Consider the following 21,000-nt stretch of genomic DNA (forward strand, 5'->3'; position numbering starts at 1 on the left):
ACCCTATCCGACTGCATGCTGAATCAGCATACCGTATTCATACTTTTTTAGTAAAACGGTTTTATACAAATTTTCATTTCCTTGTGATTTTTATATAGAACATAATTGTTTTTATCTTGATATGGACGTTTGTTTTAATAAAAACTATTTTTGTAAAAATTACCGCAAACTGTTTTAGTTAGTGTGCCGGCGGCATGTTTTTGATAAAAAATAGTTGCTTGATTGTCGATATAGATATTATGGCTAAAATCAGTAATTAGTGCCGCTCATTAATGATATTGAAGATATCGCTTGTCATTAAAAAAATAGATAACATTACCGAGGGAAAGGTAGAACAGATAACCCTATTTATTCAATTTTTTTGTTAAAAAATATCGATAATATCGGTATGGCAATAAAAATCAAATAGGGAAGATTGAAAGCGATGATAGAAAATGATTCAACCTACAACAATAGGAGATAAGTTAAGCCGTGAACCCTATAAATACACCAACTTATGTGCTGGGGCGCTAAGTATGAATAGAAATAAAATAACCTGTTGCCAATATGCGATAAAAGGCTAACTCAACCTCATCTGATAGAGTAAAAATACATTAATAAAATACGGTGCTACATTTATATAATTGACCATTAACCAAGCTAGCTAAACAAGCAAATCATGTTTAGCTAGCTTAAAGCATATAACGTAAAGATAAATGGTAACTTATTGTTAATCATACCTAAGTCCTAATAAAAAAGGACAGGTAGCACTTTGAAATTAGCACTTAATACTAAATACCGCATTTTTGCTATTTATCTTAACTACCAGATGATATAAATAGCTTTACGCTTGTTACATTATAGTGCGCATTTTCCAATTCTAACATTATGCTCTACATTACACCGCAGTAACCATTCACTCTCATTGGTCTCTTCATTGATTGATTCTGAGACAATCTCAAAATTTTGCGAAAGAAAAAAGGCAATGGCATCGTTATTTTTTTTATAAACGTGAACAAGTAGTTCATTATGGCGTTGTTTGGCTTTTTCAATCAATGCTTTTCCCGTTCCTTTTCTTCTAAAATGCGGATCAACAAAGAGTCCTGAAATATAATTCTCAGTTAAACCAATAAAACCTTTTACGCCATCAATATCTTGAACGTAGACAGTAGACATTGGAATTAACATTTCCACTATTGCAGAATTTTGTTTAAAAAAATCAGGACGAATAAAATTATGTGCTTGCTCATTACCTTGCAACCAAATTGCCATAATACGCTTTAGATCTTGGGGTTGATATTCTCTAATCATTTACTTATCTCTTTGCTTATTTATTTAACGATCATTTGATCGCAGATTAATTACTTTTATCATACTCTTAATAGATAAATAAGGAATACTTTTTGAAGGTTAAAGCAAGTGATATTACGTTATTATCAATATTATTAATTTAAATAAAATACATATTTTCAATATAGGCGTAAGTTCAGAGAACCTAATCTTATTGTCATGAGAGAGATGATAACTTTATCATACCATTAGTTGTTAAGTGACCCTATATCTCCTTATTTAGGGTGCAACTGGACAATAAAGCTTGATTATCCATGACTAAAGCATATCTATTACCTGTTTTAATGGTTCAAATTAACGCTAATCATAAGAAAAAACATTACGATTCGTTGATATTCAATCATACTTATTATATTAAGTATAAATAGCGTGTTTTTATATAAGTTAAAATAAATAATGGATTAATTTAAATGAATTCAGTAATCTTTATTTAAAGCCAGTAACAACAAAGCCTAGTAAAACAAACCAGCAAGCAACTATAAACGAGGAGTAAGGTGTAATTTTAATCTAATAGCATAATGAAAACTGCTATTAGATTGCCATATAACCTATAACAACATGCCTAAATGTTCAATGATGAGCTACCACCTTAGCGAATTTATTTTTTGCAAAACATAGTCACATTTTTAAATGAACACAAATTGTATTCATCAAATAATTTTGTCAGTGGGTGGTTAAACAGACTATTTAACCCTTGTTCGTTAATTGTCTGAACATTTCTACATCTAATGCCATTGCTCAAGTTCGAAATTTTGCCAATAACGAATCTAAGACAAGTTGTAAAAAAACAAGTGATAAAAAGGAAGACAGCATGACCAATAAAAAACAAAACACAATAGTAGAGAAGGCACACCATACCGCCAACGGTTTTAAAAATGTTGATCCAGTTAAGATTAAACTAGGCGATACATGGCGTTGGTATCGAGAACGTAAGGTTTTACCGCCTAAAATGGGCTATCCTTTGTTTAATCAAATCTGGTCTGAAAAAATAGATCTCACTTTATCAGGCGATAGAGTATGGTGGATTGGGCATTCAACCACATTAATTCGTTTAGAGAATAAAATGATATTAACTGATCCCATATTTTCTAAACGAGCTTCACCGTTTCAATTTATTGGTCCTAAACGCCGCACACCACCCGCATTAAACATTGAACAGTTACCACAAATTGATTTTATCGTGATTTCGCATAATCATTATGATCACCTTGATTATAATAGTATCCGCCAATTATATGCCCGTTGGCCTAATTTAGTGATGATAGTTCCTTTTGGTTTAAAAAAAACATTATTAAAATGGGGAGTAAGGCGCATCACTGAATTAGATTGGTGGGACGATATCACTATTGATGGGCTTACTTTCTCTGCAACACCGGCTAAACATTGGAGCCATCGCACCCTATTTGATAAAAATAAAGTACTATGGTGTGGTTGGATAATTCAATCTAGCATGAATAGTCATAAAAGAGGTAAAAGCCTTTATTTTATGGGCGATACAGGATACTCACCGATCTTAAAAGAAATAAGTCAGCATTTTCCATCTATTGATTTAGCGTTGATACCCATCGGTGCTTATGCGCCGCGCTGGTTTATGTCATCGCAACATATCGATCCAATCCAGGCTGTACAATTGTATGATGAACTGCAATGCCGCGCTGCCGTTGCGATCCATTGGGGGACATTTGAATTAGCAGATGAACCATTAGATGAACCTCCTCAACAATTAGAACAACTACGAAAGACACGAGCTTTTCATTTGTTAAAAATAGGCGGCAGCTTAGCAATAAATCCTATCGATTAAAGGCGTGGCTAAGACGATAGATATAATATTAAGTTTTTCCAGTTAAAAAAGCGGAAGCAAACGACTGTTTAAATTAGCGGCTACGTGTAATGATATAAGAAACAGATAATAGAATACTTATATAGTAAATTACTGTCTCTTATTAGGATTATTTTTCACTAAACGTTAAGCCGTTTTACCTTTAATTGAAATCGTTGCGCAATAAATAATTTGCACAGATGATCTGCTGGTTTTATTGATAAATGTGCTAATATAAAAACAAAGTAGGTTATTTTAAGGAGTGATGATGACATTTAACGCTATTTTCCTAGAAAAACACGAGAATGGTTATTTTTCATGTAATATTCAATCTATCCCTCAGGCTCAATTAACTCAGCAATCGGGCGATACCTTGGTCCAAATACACTACTCTAGTCTTAATTATAAAGATGCGCTAGCATTAACTAATAAAGGGCCTGTTGTACGTTTATGGCCAATGGTTGCAGGCATTGATGGGGTTGGTACCGTAGTGAGCTGTAAAACTGGAAAGTATAATATTGGTGATAAGGTCATATTAAACGGTTGGGGTTGTGGCGAAACGCATTGGGGGTGCTTATCCCAATATGCTTATTTACACTCAGATTGGTTAATACCGCTACCGACAAGCTTTACACCTTATCAATCCATGGCGGTTGGTACCGCAGGTTACACAGCTGCCTTATGTGTACAACGCATTTTAGACTTTGGGATAAAACCCGAACAAGGTCCCATTTTAGTGACAGGCGCCAGTGGTGGCGTTGGATCCTACGCTGTCGCGCTATTAGCCAAACTGGGTTATCAAGTTACAGCTTCAAGTAGCAAAAAGAGTTGTCATTCGTACTTATCTCAATTGGGTGCAACGAATGTTATGGATAGTCGACAGCTAAAAGATGCAGGGAAACCTTTACAAAAAGAGCAGTGGGCAGCGGTGGTGGATGTTATAGGTTCGCATACCTTAGCCAATGTATGTGCCCAAACCCAATACGGTGGAATCGTGACCTGTTGTGGTTTAGCTCAAGGCATGGATCTCCCCGCAACGGTGGCCCCTTTTATTCTGCGCGGCGTAACCTTAGCAGGTATTGATAGTGTAATGGCACCTTATGATAAACGCATTAAAGCATGGGCTTTACTATCACAATATCTTGATCACTCTTTACTAGAACAAATAGCTAAAAAAATCACACTCGCTGAATGTAAGGATATGGCGGAACAAATCATTGCTGGTCAAATAACAGGGCGTGTGGTGGTTGATGTTAATCATTAAATTAGTTAATTATTAGCTGTAATTTCTCTTATAACAAACATAGGTATTTCAGTAGCAGTGAGTGGATATAAATAACCAGTTATAATTTGTATAGCAATCGCCATTGACAGACTAGAAATCCCATCCTTATTAAAAAAACAAAAATGGTTAATTATAGAGAGAAATTACTAATAATTAATAAATTATTCATCTATTTTTTAATCGCGTAGCGCTAGCATCTAAAGCTTTTTTTATTGGAAAAGGATATGATTAAAGCTTAGATAAATATTTATATCATCAGTAATTCAAGTCATCACATTTTCTTTTACACTAAAAACAAAATGTGCTGTTTAGCAAATTGTTTCAACTTAAACCCCACTATTTTGATATATAGCTAATATTCACCAGACACGACAATAGGGCCATTAGTGAATATTAGAATGGAAAGTCCATTAATTAATAACAGACAATCGATTATTACTAATAACAATCTAAATTATATATAAATATAATCTTTACTAAATTAACTTTTTTAATACAATACTATGTAAAAATATGGATGTGTTATACAAGCTAAACTCAATGCGCTATTGGAGGTTAGAGAATTATTAACTTATATAGACATCGTTCATTACACGTAAGCAATTTCTTTAATAATGGAAAACTATAGGCAAAAACTATATGTGTGAAAATAATTATCGAATGGAATTTAGCTTTACAACAGCATCAGCTTCACAAAATAAAGAACAAATTATATATATTGAAAAATCACGAACTATTATACCTATCGTGTTTATTCCTGGAATAATGGGAAGTAATTTAAGCGCTATATCTGAACAAACCAATGATAAAAGCACAGAAAAAGTTTGGCGCTTAGATGATAGTATTTCAGCAATTGGTTGGTCATTTCCGTATTACGGCACAGCAAAAGCAAGAAAATTAGAGTTTGATCCAGAAAAAACCGAAGTCGATGATCGCGGCTTAGTGATTGATGCCGCAGCAAAAGAAATTGCACAAGTAGAGCAGGAGTATGAGAATGAAATTCGCAATTTATATGAGGATGATACCGAAAAACTGATCAACGCTTACAAAATTAAACAACAAAAAATTGAAATGGCGATAAAAAATAATCCTGAAAATAAATATTTTGGTACAAGAAAAGAACGCGGTTGGGGAACGATTGCCTATATTAGTTACGGTCAGTTTTTAGAAACCTTCCAAGAAAGTTTATTTAACCCTAAGGGGCATTTGACGGAAAATTTAGCTCGTTTAACCAATCCCCCTTCATTTACATTAAATAAAGATTCAAAAGTATCGCTATCTTTTCAAAAACAGCATATTGAACATTGCCAATCTTTTCATTTACCTGTACATGTAATGGGATATAACTGGTTAAAATCAAATGCAGACAGCGCTAAACAGCTTAAAAATTTAATTGAAGTCGATTTGCCAGAATACTATAAAAAACGCGGGCAAACATGCCATAAAGTTATTTTAGTTACCCATTCCATGGGGGGATTAGTAGCACGTTACTATACCGAAGCTCTTGGTGGTAGAGATAAGGTATATGGTGTGATTAATGGCGTCCAACCCTCTAAAGGCGCTGTTACTGCCTATACGCGAATGAAACGGGGATCCGAGATTAATAATTGTGAAGGAATAGGTAAAATAAAAGATTGGATTATGGAACATATTATTGGTAAAGATGCTGCTGAAGTAACGGCAGTCTGCGCACAATCTCCTGGACCGCTTGAATTATTACCCACACCAGAATATGGAATGGAATGGCTAACCATTACTGATCCTGATGGAAAATCGGAGTCTTATCCCAAAGCCGATCCTTATAACGAAATTTATTTAGCCAAAGATAAATGGTGGTGTGTATGTGAGCCTCATCTGATTAATCCATTAAATGAAGATTATAATCAGCAACAAATGCAGGAAGATTGGAATAAATATAAAAATATAATTAAGTATAAAGTAAAAAAATTCAATGATGCTATCGCCAATAAGTATCATCCCAATACCTACGTGTTTTTTGGTTTAGGAGATGAGCATGATAAGATTAAACCTGAGTTTTTAACCTATCAAACCGCTCACTGGCAAGGTAGTTTTGCTCAGGGTTATCAAACAACAACGATGTACACAACCCCTAACCATATTGGTGCAGTAAATCGCCTTAATTTGAAAGAATTATCAGAGATTAGGAGTATCGTTCCAAGACGGTATGATTGGAAAGATGCAAAGATAGAAACACATTATGGTATTTATTCTACAAAAATAGGCAATATTAGCGAAATATACCGTCTTTTACCTGCAGATAGTAATGGTGACGGTACGGTATCACATCATTCAGGGGCGATCTCCATGAATCACCTACAAGCACGAATGCATTTACCCATAGGGCACGAACCTGCTTATCAAAGTATGATTAGTCAGGAATTTACCCTGCGTGCTATTGTGGATATTTTGCAAAAGGTAAAAATTGATGAATAAAATACGCGAATTTTATAAAAAACATCATCTTTTTATTAAGATCTTCACCATTATTGCAATTTCATTAATGATAATTCATCACTATTTTAGAAGGGATATTCTTACGATGACACTGTCCACTGAACAGCAGCAACAAGTAACCCAACTATTGGAAAATTCGCCAACGCGTTGCATTGGTGCATATTTGATTAATCTACCTATCCAATTTAAGATAAATCAGCAGGGTTTCTTATATTATCAAAATAATGGTTTTATTATACGTTCTCGACAACAATACTTACCGGCATTTAAACAACTAATTACTTTACGCGAGCAAGAATTAAAAAATACTCAACCTGTTGATCCGATTGATGGTGATTTTTTAAAAGCTATTTATCCTGTTCACACAAGTGATCCAAGTAAAATGCAAGGAATTATTTTTGAACGTATGGAATCAATATCCGCATCTGATATTCTTAGGGTTTTAGAAGCGTATCGTTGGCAGGATAATGTAACCATAAGAATTGAAATGAAAGCATTTAATGGATTAGGCGAACAATATGCGGAAGAGCGTGAAAAAAATCCTGAATCTTATCCTAATAATGTCCCCGAAAAATTAAATGAAATACATAAATTATTTGAACGAATTAAGATACGTGATGATTTTACTATCCCCACTGAAAAAGGCTTTTGTTTTTTACACGGTTTTATGCAAGGCGAAGATCGTAGATGGAAAGATATGACTTTTATTTATCGACATAACCAAATAGACGATTTTTATTTCCGTATAACATCTAATGATTTTGCAGGTGATTACGCCTTGCTTGATAAGCCTGAAGGCTATGTTACACAAGGAAGAGGTTATACGATTTATAAAGGGACACGTACTAGTAATCAGCTACTGCTTGAGGAATGGATAGCTCAAGGAAAGTTTTTTGTTGATGAAAAAGGATTTGAAATTGATGATATCGGTTATGTGTTTACTTTAGGGATTCATATGACTGATCCAACTTATGAAACGCCACAATTACGTATAAAAATGTATTATAAAATACCACTTGATCGTACTAACGCTTATACTGAAGATCAATTAATGGTTATTTGGCGTGAAATCACAAATAGCATTAAACTTAGATCCAAAGAATTTGGATTAGATTAGTTTTTACTACTAGTTATCTATTAACCTAAATTGTAGGGGCTATGAAAGGAAAAGAGCCTTACTATCAGTATTAGCTTTAATCATATTGCGATCCTATGTTTAAGATATTGATGAGAGAATAATTACAGCGACAAACCTATTTGAGTAACGCTAAAAATATACTGTAACGTTTAGGATGGTTTGATCGCTTTGGCAAAAACACCTCGTCTAATTTATTCACTATAGCAATAACTGCTTCTGTTCAAAAAAAGGATTTTATAGACTGATATACCTCAGGTGCTAAAAAACGTGTTTGGGGCAATTCCATTTATTCTAAAAGAAAAAATAAAAGGGGGAGGGGAAGTAATTTCAATCTTACAAAAAGCGACGTGTCGCTTAGACATCTACCTCAATCTTCCTAAAGGTAAAGCGCAAGATTTACAGTAAAAGATAGAAAATGCTGACGTATCTTCTTTTTACCTAGGAAAGAAAGGCTTAGCTTATGTTGTTGATATTAAACAACGGAAAAAGATATCATAAGATATATGATTAATTAATCATTATTGATAATAGAGAGCAGATCCCCGCTTATCTGCGTTTAAGTTGTATAAGATGAGTTTTCACTTTTGAGTGATATCTTTTATACAAAAAATTGTAGGAGTTAACCAATATAATTGATTCTCCTGCAATTTTAGTTATACCGACTAACGGTATAAACTTTTTTAATTATCCTATTAATTGAATTTAAACATCAAGCTTTAGTTTAAGACGATTTCCGCAATATTATCATCGGTAAAGTGCTATGGGTTGTGATTCTTACATCTCTTGGTATTTTAACTCCGCCTCCGAGATGTTGTCATCGATCATTACCATTACTAAATTATTAATCTCTTTACTTATTAGACTAATAACATATTGATAATTGATTCAATACCCGATTTTGATACCTCTGTTTCTACTCAATAATTGTATTTGTTTATCAACCTTTAACGATGATACCAAATTAAAAAATAACTAATCGGCTAACTAAATAGCTCCTTTAGTTATCACCTCCCAACTCAAACCAAACTTAGCTAAATATTTCTTTAACCGATCCGCATCATTACTGCGTTGTTTTTTGGTACGGGATACGGCAAATAATTGCCTACCTGCGGCAGAGAGTGACTCGTTTTTTTGGCATATTTCGATCACTTTTTCTAGTTGATAGCGGTCGAACTCATCGATATCGCTTGGAATTAACGCTTGATCATTTCTACTTTGCCCCCAATTTTGTTTTAAACGTACAATTTCTTGTTCCACCTGTTTAAGGGTGATATTTGCTTGTGGGGCTAACGTTGCCATTCGAATAATAGAACTATTTAGCTCACGAAAATTGCCTTGCCATAACGCATCTGGGGAGGTAGCAAAAGCTAAATAGGCTCGCCGTGATTGTTGATTAAATCGTGGCATTATGCCATGTTCTTTGGCATAGCGCGCCAATTCATAATCAATATTCGGTTCGATATCCTCTTTGCGTTCGGCTAAACTGGGTAATTGATAATGCCACAGATTGATTCTAGCAAAAAGATCTTCGCGAAATTCACCTTGTTTTATTGCTTGTTTCAGATCTTTATTGGTGCCGGCAATTAATTGAAAATCACTTTGTACCGCATTATCGCTACCAAATGGGTAAAACTGCTTTTCCTCAATGGCTTTAAGCAGCATCGCCTGCTCATCGAGTCCCAGTTCGCCAATCTCATCTAAAAAAAGAAGTCCCCCATTCGCTTTTTTTAATAACCCTGTTCGAGCTAAATTAGCACCAGTAAACGCCCCTTTTACATGCCCAAATAAGCTTGACATAGCACTGTCACCACGTAAGGTTGCGCAGTTAATTTCAACAAATTCGCCGCTAATTTGATGATGATGTTGTTTGAGTAAATAAATTTGTTTGGCTAAAAATGATTTACCTGCGCCTGTGGGTCCGGTTAACAATATTGGCGCATAAGAACGAGTGGCAACTTGCTCAATTTCGGCAATCATTCGATTAAATTGTTGATTACGTGTGGCAATCCCTGACTTTAATAGATCAGTGGCTTGGTTGGCATACTGTTGAAAACGGGTCAGAATTTGATCGTAACGATGTAAATTCAAATCGATAATATTCATCTTTCCGCGCGGCAGTTGCGCAATAAGTGCCGCTTCGGTTAACTCAATATAGGATTGTGAGTGAGATTGATGTTTATTGGGTGGTGATACTTGCAATAATTTAGCAGGATAATAGCGAGATTCTGCCAATAGAAACCAACAAATCTGCGCAACATGTGTGCCAGTGGTAATATGCAAATAGTAGCTTTCTTGGTCTGGATCAAAGGCATAATATTTGGCAATATCAAAAAGACAAGTATAAACTTGCTCAAAATCCCACGGATCGTCAATATTAACCACCATCGGGTGCACTTCTGTTTGTGGGGAGACAGTTTTAATATCTTTAATTACTTCACAAAGCAGATGATAATCATTCTGATAATAAAGCAGTTCTAAACGGCTAATCGGTGTATCTGGCTGATAACATAAATCAATAGTAGGTCGCCAATGCCTCCAGCGTCGTTTACCTTTCCCGCGTTGATCAAGCACATTACCTAAAAAACCAAATACCACATTCTTTTTCATGATGTTATAAAAATTTATAAATTAATAGAATAAATTATAAAAAATAAATCTATCAAAATCCATCCACGTTCTGCCTTTAGTTAGATTAAATTTATTTTTTGATTTTAAATCATATAGTTATAAATTATTTTTGGTGGGTTTTTATTTTTGGCACGCTTTTAGCACTATTTATAATCGTAAATCGTAAAAACGTTTTTATTGCTCTGGCGAACAACCGTTAAATATAAATCGATCTTATAACTATAAACTAAGTTTATAAACCATGTAACTGCGCGTTACCTAAACATTAAAAGGAATAAAAAATGACACACTATAATCTATTACAAACTGAAAATGCCAAACCGATTAAAATGTGGACCAAAGGCGTACCAGTTGAAGATGAAGCGAAAACGCAGCTAACAAAAACCGCTCAACTTCCTTTTATATTTAAACATTTAGCCGTTATGCCTGATGTGCATGTTGGTAAAGGTTCAACTATCGGAAGTGTAATTCCAACGATGGGGGCAATTATACCTGCGGCGGTAGGGGTAGATATTGGTTGCGGTATGATTGCCGTGCAAACATCGCTAATGGCAACTGATTTGCCCGATAATTTATTACCGCTGCGCAATGAGATTGAAAAAGCGGTACCACATGGTAGCACACCATTAAAACTAGGACGCGATCAGGGAAGTTGGGAAAATCCGCCAACACTTATCCAACAATATTGGCAACAACTTTTACCGGGATTTAAAAAAATAACAGAAAAATACCCCCACTTAGAACAGACTAATAATTATCGCCATTTAGGAACCTTAGGTACGGGTAACCATTTTATCGAAATCTGTTTAGATGAAGCTGACCGCGTATGGATCATGTTACATAGCGGTTCGCGCGGGGTTGGAAATGCGATTGGTCGTTTCTTTATTGAGCTGGCTAAAAAAGATATGGAAGTACATATAAAAAATTTACCAGATAAAGATCTTGCTTACCTTAATGAAGGAACTGAGCATTTCGATGATTACATCGATGCCGTACATTGGGCGCAAGAATTTGCTCGCTTAAATCGTGAAGCTATGATGAACAATGTGATACTAGCCATGCGTAAAATTATAACCAAACCATTCACCACCCACCTATTAGCGGTGAATTGTCATCATAACTACGTACAAAAAGAGAAACATTTTGGCGAAGAGATTTTTGTTACCCGTAAAGGTGCGGTATCTGCTAAAAAAGGCGAATTAGGAATTATTCCTGGATCAATGGGGGCAAAAAGTTATATTGTACGCGGACTGGGTAACGAAGAAAGTTTCTGTTCTTGTTCCCATGGTGCAGGACGTGTTATGAGCAGAACCCAAGCGAAAAAGCATTTCACGCTGGAAGATCAAATCAAAGCCACCGCGCATGTTGAATGCCGTAAAGATATGGATGTTATTGATGAAATCCCCATGGCTTATAAAAATATTGAAGCAGTCATGACGGCACAAAAAGAACTGGTTGAAATTGTTCATCAATTAAGACAAGTGGTGTGTGTAAAAGGGTAGAAAGGATCGAGGAGTAATTCCTCGATATTAAACCATTTGAAGTAGGATCAAGCTTGATTATAATATTGTCCCTTAAATTATCCATATTAATATTGCTGAACGCAAATATGAGCTTTGTAAGAAAATCGATATCTTCCTCAATGTTTATATTATTAGATATAATTATATCGTCTGTTAAATCTAACAATTTAGCCTGTCCAGAGAAAATCATGGAATAGCCCTAATGCAAAACCGAATCAAACAGAAGTTAATCGAAATAGAACAACAACATCATATACAGATCCTTTATGCTTGTGAGTCAGGCAGCCGTGCTTGGGGATTTCCATCGCCCAATAGTGACTATGATGTGCGTTTTATTTATGTACATCCTTTAGATAAATATTTGTCGATTGATAATCCAAGTTCGCATCTTACGTTTCCAATTGATGATGAGCTTGATTTGCATGGTTGGGATTTAAAAAAGACCTTAACCCTCATTCGTAAATCCAATACCACGCCATTTGAGTGGCTGCAATCACCGATTGTTTATCAGCAAAATGCCCCTATTGCTGAGCAATTATGGCAACTTTGTTCTGACTTTTTTAATGCGCGTGGCAATATTCATCACTATTTAGGTATTGCCAAAAGCGCCTTACAAAGTAGTGAAAGGCAGCAGATTGGCATCAAAAAGCTATTTTATGTTTTAAGGCCACTACTTTGCGCAAAATGGTGTTTAGAAAAGCAACAAATTGCCCCGATGACTATGGGGCCATTATTAACCCTGCTACCAAGTGATTTACAGCAGCAAATTAATGATCTTATTGCCTTAAAAGCTACCATGCCAGAATCTAAGTCAATTACCATCGATTCACACATCGTGACATTTATTGAGCAATCAATGACTGAGATAACAAAAGGTACGCACGCTATTACTGAACGTCATTTTAAGGCGGATAAATTAGAGCACTTTTTTCGACAAACATTAATTTACTTTAAATAAATTAAGGACAATGAAATGACAATCGACGATTTAAAAGCGCAAAATTTAATTTTATTTGAAGTTATTAGCGGTAGTCGAGCTTTCGGGTTAGAAACGGCAACGTCCGATACTGATATAAAAGGTGTATTTTATCTACCTAAAGCGAGCTTTTATGGTCTAGATTATATTCCACAAATCAGTAATGACACGAATGATATTGTTTATTACGAATTAGGGCGATTTGTGGCGTTGTTACTTAAAAATAATCCCAATCTTTTAGAAGTGTTAGCCTCTGCGCCAGACTGCATTCTTTATCAACATCCCATCATGCAAAAACTAACACTCGATCTGTTTTTATCAAAACTATCCAAGCAAACCTTTGCGCACTATGCCATGTCGCAGATAAAAAAAGCCAAAGGATCTAATAAAAAAATTAACAAATCGATAGCGGTAAAGCGTAAAACGATACTCGATTTTTGTTACATTATTGAAGACCAACACACCTATCCATTAAATGATTGGCTCGCTCAGCATAATTTTAAACAACATTTATGTGGACTAACCACCATTCGCCAAGGGCGAGATCTCTATGCGCTGTTTTATGATCCTTCTGGAACTTGTGGTTATAACGGTATTATACAGCAACAAGATTCAAGCGAGCTCTGTTTATCACCCATTAAAGCCAATAGCCCGATGGTGGCTTATTTAAGTTTTAATCGTGATGGCTATTCATCCCATTGTCGGGAATATAAAGAATATTGGTCATGGGTTGAAAAACGCAATCCGCAGCGTTCCTTAAATAATATTGAACAAGGGAATAATTTTGATGCAAAAAATATGATGCATACCATCCGCTTATTACAAGTTGCTCAGCAAATTATGACACAAGGCACGATCACCAATAAACGGAGCAATCGGGAACAGCTTCTTAGTATAAAAAATGGGCAATTATCTTATGATGAGATCATACAGCTTGCTGAGTCGTTATTGGCGGATATTGAAAACGCCGCAATGTCATCATCATTACCTGAGGTTCCTAACTCCGACAAAGCAATACAAATTTTGGTTGATATGCGTGATACTTTATACCAGTAATCTTCTTTATAAATTGCTAAAAGATAGGCAGGACTCTAAGGATTAGCTTAATTTTCTTACAATGAATTCAAATGAATACGATGTTAGATTGAATTTTGAGAATAGATTAACGTTATTTTATGTTATCGCTGTAAAAAAGATGCAGGGCTCTATACCGTTTCATTATCTCGATGCATTCTTTAACAAAAATAAAAATATAAAATTCGGCAAGAAATAAACAGTTAAGAAAATAGTACTATAATAATGAACAGAATTTTTAAATTTAATACCAATAAGTGGAACGACAAACATGAAATTGACTAAAGCTAACTTAATTTGTACTTTTTTATTGCTATTCATATTCTTGCCCTCCATTACTTTTGCTAAGTCAATAAACCGTTCTCATCATGATAATTTACTACCGATAGGCATGCCCAAAATAAAAAATTTAAAAAATATTCAATCAATCAATGCCAATTGTGAGATTGATTTTTTCAATAGTACAGAACAAGCAGCAAAAAAATACGATGCACAATGCCCACTAAGTGGTTATTTATCTTCTGTAACGGCTGAAAAATTAAAAGCAGAAATTAGTGAAGGGAAAAAAGTATATATCTACCGATCCAATTCGTTTTCTCTTTACCTCAAAAACACAATAACTATTCCAGAACTTGCTCCAAAAGATCGACCTGAAGACTATTACCTTACTACTTATCGTTCTGGTATTACGCTATTTATTGAAAAAGAAAATAACATCGTTGATGAATTAATTATCCATTTATATGACGAAAACAATTTTGGTTGGACAACTGAATTAGATTATTACATAGATAAAGATCTGAATATTTGGTTGTTAGAGCATTATCTTACTGAAGAAGGAACAGGAATATCCTTATGGGCTCATTATAACATAGACCAAAAGGCGATGAAATTTAATCCCAAACAGATATACGCAAGTAATACTCAGGTGAATTTTCCTGACAATTTTATTGTTTTTAAAGATAATAAACAAAATCAAGATGAATTAGAGATGTGTTTAAAAGACCAATCAAGTCATCATTGTGAGTATGACCAAATCTACTTTTATTATATTGATAAATTAAAGAAAAAAATCGCGCTACTTGATAAGAAGAAAAAAGCTAAAAGCGGTCGCTTTCAATCCTTGAAAAAGAAAAGGGATAAATTATGTTTAAATAATAAACCGCTACAATTAGATGATGGTAGCACTAGATTTTTTTTCATAAATGTTTTTTCATGTGAGATAGCAGAATTAAAGCGTGAAATCAATCAAGTTGAAATAGAATTAGAAAAATAAGTGTGTGAGCGTGCGCAATATCCTGTGTCATTTCGCTGAACTATGTATAAAAAAATGGCACATATTGTAAAAATTGATTTTGAAAAAGTAATAAAGTTATTACAAATGACCAACCATTAATGGGTAAAGATGGCATTTTAATGCCATCATTCAAACAACGCTGCACTTGTTTGTAAGGTGATTTATACTACGATGCTAACTCACTACCCAATTGATTAACTAAGTATTCTACTTGGTTATATGCTGTCGTTGGGTAAACGATGATCCATAGACTATCATCTCCAGATATGACGTTAGCAAGACTAAAACCTTGTTTTTTAAGTTCTCGATTAAAATCCGCTAACACCCCTTCGTTTGAAACCGTTGTTCGGTTATCGTAATAACGCATATTAGGGAACGAAATACGGCTAACACCAAAATTACTGAGTAACAGCTCTTCAATCCCTAATTTAAGCTCATCAACCCCCTTTTTTCCAATCGATTTGTAGCATAAATTCAGGTTGTAATATATCGCCTAATATCTCAACTTGGCGAAAAGTGATCAGTTCCTCTTCACTCACTAAATAATCCGCTTCAATTTTCTCATCCTCGTCCTCATCCTATTTATAATAATCAATTACATCATTAATCCACTGTAAATCAGGGCTGTTAGTCAAAAGCATCACTAAGTTTTTTAACTCTTGTCTGAATTCATCGGTAATAGCCCATTACATATAATATGCCTTTCTTTTTTAACTGATTTTTTTACTATTTTAAACTCGCTGTTTTTATCATAAAGCAAATGACACGGTCAAATTAACCTTGTAGCGTTAATCTAAAAATGTTATAAGTTTTTATTAATTCAATGCTTTTTTCTAAAAAATTCATTTTTGAGTGCGGATTCAATATCGTATGTCATTTCACTAAGCCACGCACAAACCACGCCAGAAAAGCTTAAATATTAAAATAAGCTCTAGTCAGAGTTAATTATTAGTATTTCTCTTCCATAACCAATAATGCAGTCGTCTTGTTCTTTGTAAGTAAAGTTAAATTTCTTATTTAATTCTTTTATTATTTTTTTGTTCAAATCAGTATTTGCAAAACGAAGGTTTTTTGCAATAAATAGTGTTGAAAAATAACTTTCAACACTTGAGTTTTGTTCTATATTTTTAAGTAAATTATATGTTTTTTCTGCACTCAATTGAGGTATTTGTTGAATTAATAAAGTATATTTATCGACTAAAGGAAATGTTTTATCTTTAAGTAATTCGGTTAATATTCCCAAACAGATGCAATCAAATTCTATGATTTGAGCTTTATATGCCACACACAATTGTTTTATTATACTTTTCATCTCTTTTTTCGCTGAGTTGTAGTAGTGATTACTAGTAATATAATTCAAATCCTCAGGGGTAAAATTGTCTTCTAAAATTTTCTTTTGAAGCTCTACAGGGTAATTTGTATTTTTGATAGAAATAGGTTTACTTGTTAACTCTAACAATGAAATTTTTTGTTCTAAGCTCAAATTTTCTGACAATAAGTTAATTATCTCATTATGATCAATAAGTGATGAGTTCTCTTTTAGCTTATCAATGTAGCTTTCATAATTATACGTAATAAGTTCTAAAACATTGTCTGGATAATATTCTCTTATAAACGCCAAATCTTGTTTTTCTCCTAAGCCAATAGCTTTATGCTGAATTAAAATTGATATCTTTTCTTTATCAATATTTTGATAGTCAAAATCTTCATAATATCTACCATTAAACCATGAAATTAACATACTGTATTTGCTATTATTTATGCCTGAATTCACGGTTATTTTTCTAAAAAATAGGTTTAGTTTATCGGCTTTTGAAATCAAATTATTAATATCCGCCTCATCTGAGGTAATATTTTGTGGGTTTTTATTGATGAATTGGATTAATTGTTCATTGATTTCTCTTTCTGCTCTATGTTGCAATTCATATTTGAAGAAATAATGAACAATATTTTCTGCTGAATAGGCTATTTTTTGTTTTTCAAGTAACGCATTCCAAATGCCTTTATCACTAATATTATTTAATTTTGTAATTATTGTTGAAAGTTTATAAATATAGGCTTTTTTTACCGATGAAGATATCTCATCATGATTTAAAATAAAAAATACCGTCTTTTGATCATCGTTAATTGTGGCGATATCTGATTCGATGATAGATAAGACCAGATTTTGGAGGTTATTATTACTATATGACTTTATTGGAGAATTATTATCTAATGCTCGTAGAGTTTGTATAATCTGAGAATCAAAATTTTGTTTAGCATATAAATTTTCTAATATGTGTTTGACATTATCATAATTGGGTTGATAGTTATCATTTTTTTCAATGAATTCTAGTAACTTAGGGGGTGATTTTTCAATCTTATTAAATTTATTATTTAATTGTTTAAAAGCAATAGTTATTTTAGATAAATTTGATTCATCGAGTATGTTAAAAATTGTATTCCATTTATCATCAATAAATAGAAAATCAGGTGAATCCTCAATCAATTTTTTTAGATGACCATCTTCATTCATTTCATTTAATACGGCTTCATGATGATTATGAATAAATGAAAGATAGAGATAAAGTATCTGGTTAAATGTCGTTATCTGACGCCACATCAATGAGTCTTGTTGATTCAATTCTTTTATAAATAAACACAGATAGTCAGGGGTATATCTTTCATCTTTATTTAACAATAAATCGTAGCATCTTACTAAATAGCATTCTATAAATTTAATATTAGCACATGAAATTGTAATAAATTGAGATAAATTTTCTGTTTTATTTGTTGCTAAAATATAATCTAGTAAAGAATAATTTAAAACATATTCCTCAATAAACCTATTTGCCTTATCAGCATTTAATCTTTTTAGCACCAGCTCTGGTTTTTTTAATTCGAGCTCCCACTCGGTATTGATACGTTCATTAATATTACGCAGAAATAACGTATCATTTTGGGATAATCCATCTGTATCAAAAAAGCCAGTATAATCACTATAATATTCATCGATATAACCTTGAATAATTAACATACGTAAAAGAGGAAAGTAACAAGAAGATGATAGTTTTTCATACTCTGCTTTATATTGTGCATACTTTTTATCTGCTTTTTCCTGTTCTGTATCTGCGTTGAGATGTGTGGCAAATAATGTCTTTATATCAATACGTTCTTTATTTTGCTTAAACTTAATGACTTCCGTGATATTCTTCGGTATCTTTAATTGTGCTTTTTCTTTCTCTAATTCGCTAATTTCCGCTTCAAGTGTTGATTTTTTATTAGCAGTAACGATTTCAATTGCTTTTTTTCGTTGTTGATATTCAGCATTGTCTTCAAGTTCATCAAAGAATGGTTTGCAATCTATTTTATAACTATTATCATAATCATTTGTTATCCAGTTATTTTCTTTTAAAGCTTGAAAAAATTGTTTTTGATTGAGCCGTAAGACATCTTCTTCACCGATATAACGATAATATTTAAAGTCAATTTGGTTATCAAAGCTGATATATAACGCACCTAACTCATCAAGATTCTTTAAATGGCAATCTTCTATTATGCTAATCTTATTTTTTAGCAACTCAATGTCATTATCAATTTTTTTTATTCGATTTTGAACAGTTTCACTTTTTTGCATTTTTAATGATTCAATAATGCGATGAACCACACCTTGCCCTAACCCCAATCGAGTTAAAGAAAAATCAGCAGGAAAGATGTTTTTATAAACGATAATGGCGAGTAATTTTTCATGTCTAAACCAACCAGCATTGTGAGCTAATTTAGTTTTATAAATGATATACTCGTTACAAATATTTTTTATAAGCCGTATATCATCCAAATAATAAGAAAGGTTATCTAAAAAAGTACTAGTAAAATCACTATAAATATTTTGTTTTTTAAAGATCTGCACCATTTTCCCTAATGAATTTGAATTATCCATAACGGGAACAATCGGTAAAATATAATCAAAAAACTTTGCTCGTTCTTTTGATTCAAATATCTCATCTTTAATTAGATAAATAAATTTAATCGGTTTGGGTTTATTTTTACTCTGCTTTTTATTATACGTGTAATTGAGTTCCCTTAATTTATTGAGAATCAAATTATCATCATAGCGGTCAATATCTTCAAAAATGATATAATCTAACTTTGATTGGTTCAAAATATAAATAATTTCATTCAAATATTTATCAAAATAAGAGACATCACATTCTGATGATGAAATATCAATTTCATTCTCAAAAATTTTCAGGTTTCTAATTAAATTGTTACGGCTTTGCAGGTCAACTATTTTATAAAAAATGAAATATACAAATGAACAAAAAAAGAGTAAAAACAATGATGAAGCAATATAATTTTGTTCACTATACCAATTAGTTAGCTGATTTTTGTCAATAAAAATTAAAAAAAATAGAATAACTGTGAAGGTTCCTGACCAAATTATTTTATCCCATTTTGGGGTCTCATTTTTTACTTTAAATTCGGTTGCAGGGATTTTGGCTGGATCAATTTGATGAACAAGTTGATTGATAATTTTTCTTTCTAATATTAACTCATCTTCAAAGATAAGTTCATCACTTTTATTTTTACCTTTAATTTTTGATTCTAATGTCGGTGAAAAATAGGAAAGTGAAATATGAATACCATTTAGGTGTTTGATTTTCTCTTCATATGTTTTAATTACACTGCTTTTTCCTGAGGCATATGGTCCAGCAATCGCAATATTGAGCAAGTCATTTTCTTGAAAGACGAAATCAAGGGCTTGTCTATACCCCTGCATTTCATCATCAGAAAGAAAGGTTGGTGTAAGTTTTTCAAAGGTAGCGTTTTGCTCTAACGCTTCAGCTTCATTTTGGCTGTGTTCCATTCTATATTCCTTATTATGATTTTTTACTTATAAAACGTACTTCTCTTTTAAATTAATTATTATCTTCAATGGGGTAGATGTGGTTTCCAAAATCTTTGTAAGATCGTCAACTTACCTTTTCCACCAAAGTATTAACCAGTATTTTTTAAAATTCAGATTCTGTGTTTTATCTCTAGTGGTTTTACTCTTACCGCTCTCAACCGCTTGCTTTTTTGCCGTTTCTTTCCCTTTTTTGCGAATACACATTAATAATGTGATAAGCAAGTACCTAGTGAAGGCGTTATTAAAGTCCATCCATCAGTTAGGTGTTATGTAAGCTAATATAGGTTTTTGTTGTCATAATCAGATGGGCAATAACTTCGATAATTAAAATAGGGGGACTTAAATCGATAATGTCTTTATCAGTTTTATAAGGAATTAGCGATTCAGCCGGATCATTATGCACCAGAATTCCACATAAGGAGTATTTCATAATCGTAATGCGAAACACATTTAGAGGTTCAACATTGTTCGATTTATGCGAGCCTAGCGTAATGAATTCAATATATAAGGTATTACTTGCTTGATTTATACTAATGCTATACCGATGTTCCCTTGCTTGGGCAATTCA

Annotated in this window: 13 protein-coding genes and 1 pseudogene; 9 read left to right on the plus strand and 5 right to left on the minus strand. The window is 33.1% G+C overall.

The annotated features are described in order from the left end of the window. Positions 1-837 precede the first annotated feature (837 nt). On the minus strand, positions 838-1,290 hold the full coding sequence (locus O970_RS07945; protein WP_024496579.1) for a GNAT family N-acetyltransferase: 453 nt from the start codon (positions 1,288-1,290) through the stop codon (positions 838-840). 850 nt (positions 1,291-2,140) lie between these two features. Here O970_RS07945 and O970_RS07950 point away from each other — a divergent pair. The 5 genes and pseudogenes from O970_RS07950 to O970_RS10360 all read left to right on the plus strand — a co-directional run. Continuing rightward, on the plus strand, positions 2,141-3,130 hold the full coding sequence (locus O970_RS07950) for an MBL fold metallo-hydrolase (protein WP_024496580.1): 990 nt from the start codon (positions 2,141-2,143) through the stop codon (positions 3,128-3,130). 286 nt (positions 3,131-3,416) lie between these two features. Further along, positions 3,417-4,412 (plus strand): acrylyl-CoA reductase (NADPH), encoded by a 996-nt coding sequence (acuI, locus tag O970_RS07955; protein ID WP_024496581.1) that lies wholly within the window; start codon positions 3,417-3,419, stop codon positions 4,410-4,412. A 660-nt stretch (positions 4,413-5,072) separates the two neighbouring features. Next, on the plus strand, positions 5,073-6,887 hold the full coding sequence (locus O970_RS07960; RefSeq protein ID WP_024496582.1) for an esterase/lipase family protein: 1,815 nt from the start codon (positions 5,073-5,075) through the stop codon (positions 6,885-6,887). After that, the gene (locus O970_RS07965; RefSeq protein WP_024496583.1) at positions 6,880-8,025 is read left to right on the plus strand and encodes a T6SS immunity protein Tli4 family protein; all 1,146 of its coding nucleotides are present in this window, start codon (positions 6,880-6,882) and stop codon (positions 8,023-8,025) included. Before O970_RS07960 ends, O970_RS07965 begins: the two co-directional genes overlap by 8 nt. 245 nt (positions 8,026-8,270) lie before the next feature. After that, positions 8,271-8,544 (plus strand): annotated as a pseudogene (locus O970_RS10360) (type I-Fv CRISPR-associated protein Cas5fv); the annotation flags it as partial. A gap of 486 nt (positions 8,545-9,030) precedes the next feature. On the opposite strand, the gene rtcR reads toward O970_RS10360, so the two are convergent. After that, positions 9,031-10,653, minus strand: a complete 1,623-nt coding sequence (gene rtcR, locus O970_RS07970) for an RNA repair transcriptional activator RtcR (RefSeq protein ID WP_024496584.1) — start codon at positions 10,651-10,653, stop codon at positions 9,031-9,033. Between the two features lie 302 nt (positions 10,654-10,955). On the opposite strand from rtcR, the gene O970_RS07975 reads away from it, so the two are divergent. The 4 genes from O970_RS07975 to O970_RS07990 all read left to right on the plus strand — a co-directional run bounded on the left by O970_RS07975 (position 10,956) and on the right by O970_RS07990 (position 15,523). Beyond that, positions 10,956-12,176, plus strand: coding sequence for an RtcB family protein (locus O970_RS07975; protein WP_024496585.1), 1,221 nt, complete (start codon positions 10,956-10,958; stop codon positions 12,174-12,176). Between the two features lie 223 nt (positions 12,177-12,399). After that, the gene (locus O970_RS07980; protein WP_024496586.1) at positions 12,400-13,155 is read left to right on the plus strand and encodes a nucleotidyltransferase domain-containing protein; all 756 of its coding nucleotides are present in this window, start codon (positions 12,400-12,402) and stop codon (positions 13,153-13,155) included. Between the two features lie 15 nt (positions 13,156-13,170). Continuing rightward, positions 13,171-14,229, plus strand: a complete 1,059-nt coding sequence (locus O970_RS07985) for a DNA polymerase beta superfamily protein (RefSeq protein WP_024496587.1) — start codon at positions 13,171-13,173, stop codon at positions 14,227-14,229. A gap of 289 nt (positions 14,230-14,518) precedes the next feature. After that, entirely contained in the window at positions 14,519-15,523 is a 1,005-nt protein-coding gene (locus O970_RS07990; protein WP_024496588.1) for a hypothetical protein, read from the plus strand. 187 nt (positions 15,524-15,710) lie between these two features. On the opposite strand, the gene O970_RS07995 is transcribed toward O970_RS07990, so the two are convergent. From O970_RS07995 to O970_RS08005, 3 genes are all read right to left on the minus strand, one after another. Then, positions 15,711-15,911, minus strand: a complete 201-nt coding sequence (locus O970_RS07995; protein WP_024496589.1) for a hypothetical protein — start codon at positions 15,909-15,911, stop codon at positions 15,711-15,713. A 564-nt stretch (positions 15,912-16,475) separates the two neighbouring features. Beyond that, complete coding sequence (locus tag O970_RS08000) at positions 16,476-20,390, minus strand: YobI family P-loop NTPase (RefSeq protein ID WP_024496590.1); 3,915 nt, start codon at positions 20,388-20,390, stop codon at positions 16,476-16,478. A 301-nt stretch (positions 20,391-20,691) separates the two neighbouring features. Then, a complete protein-coding gene (locus O970_RS08005) occupies positions 20,692-20,997 on the minus strand; it encodes a JAB domain-containing protein (protein ID WP_081685293.1) in 306 nt (101 codons plus the stop codon). Between the last annotated feature and the right edge of the window lie 3 nt (positions 20,998-21,000).

Origin of the sequence: Candidatus Schmidhempelia bombi str. Bimp, from assembly GCF_000471645.3 — a bacterium.
In the GTDB taxonomy this organism is placed as follows: domain Bacteria; phylum Pseudomonadota; class Gammaproteobacteria; order Enterobacterales; family Orbaceae; genus Utexia; species Utexia bombi.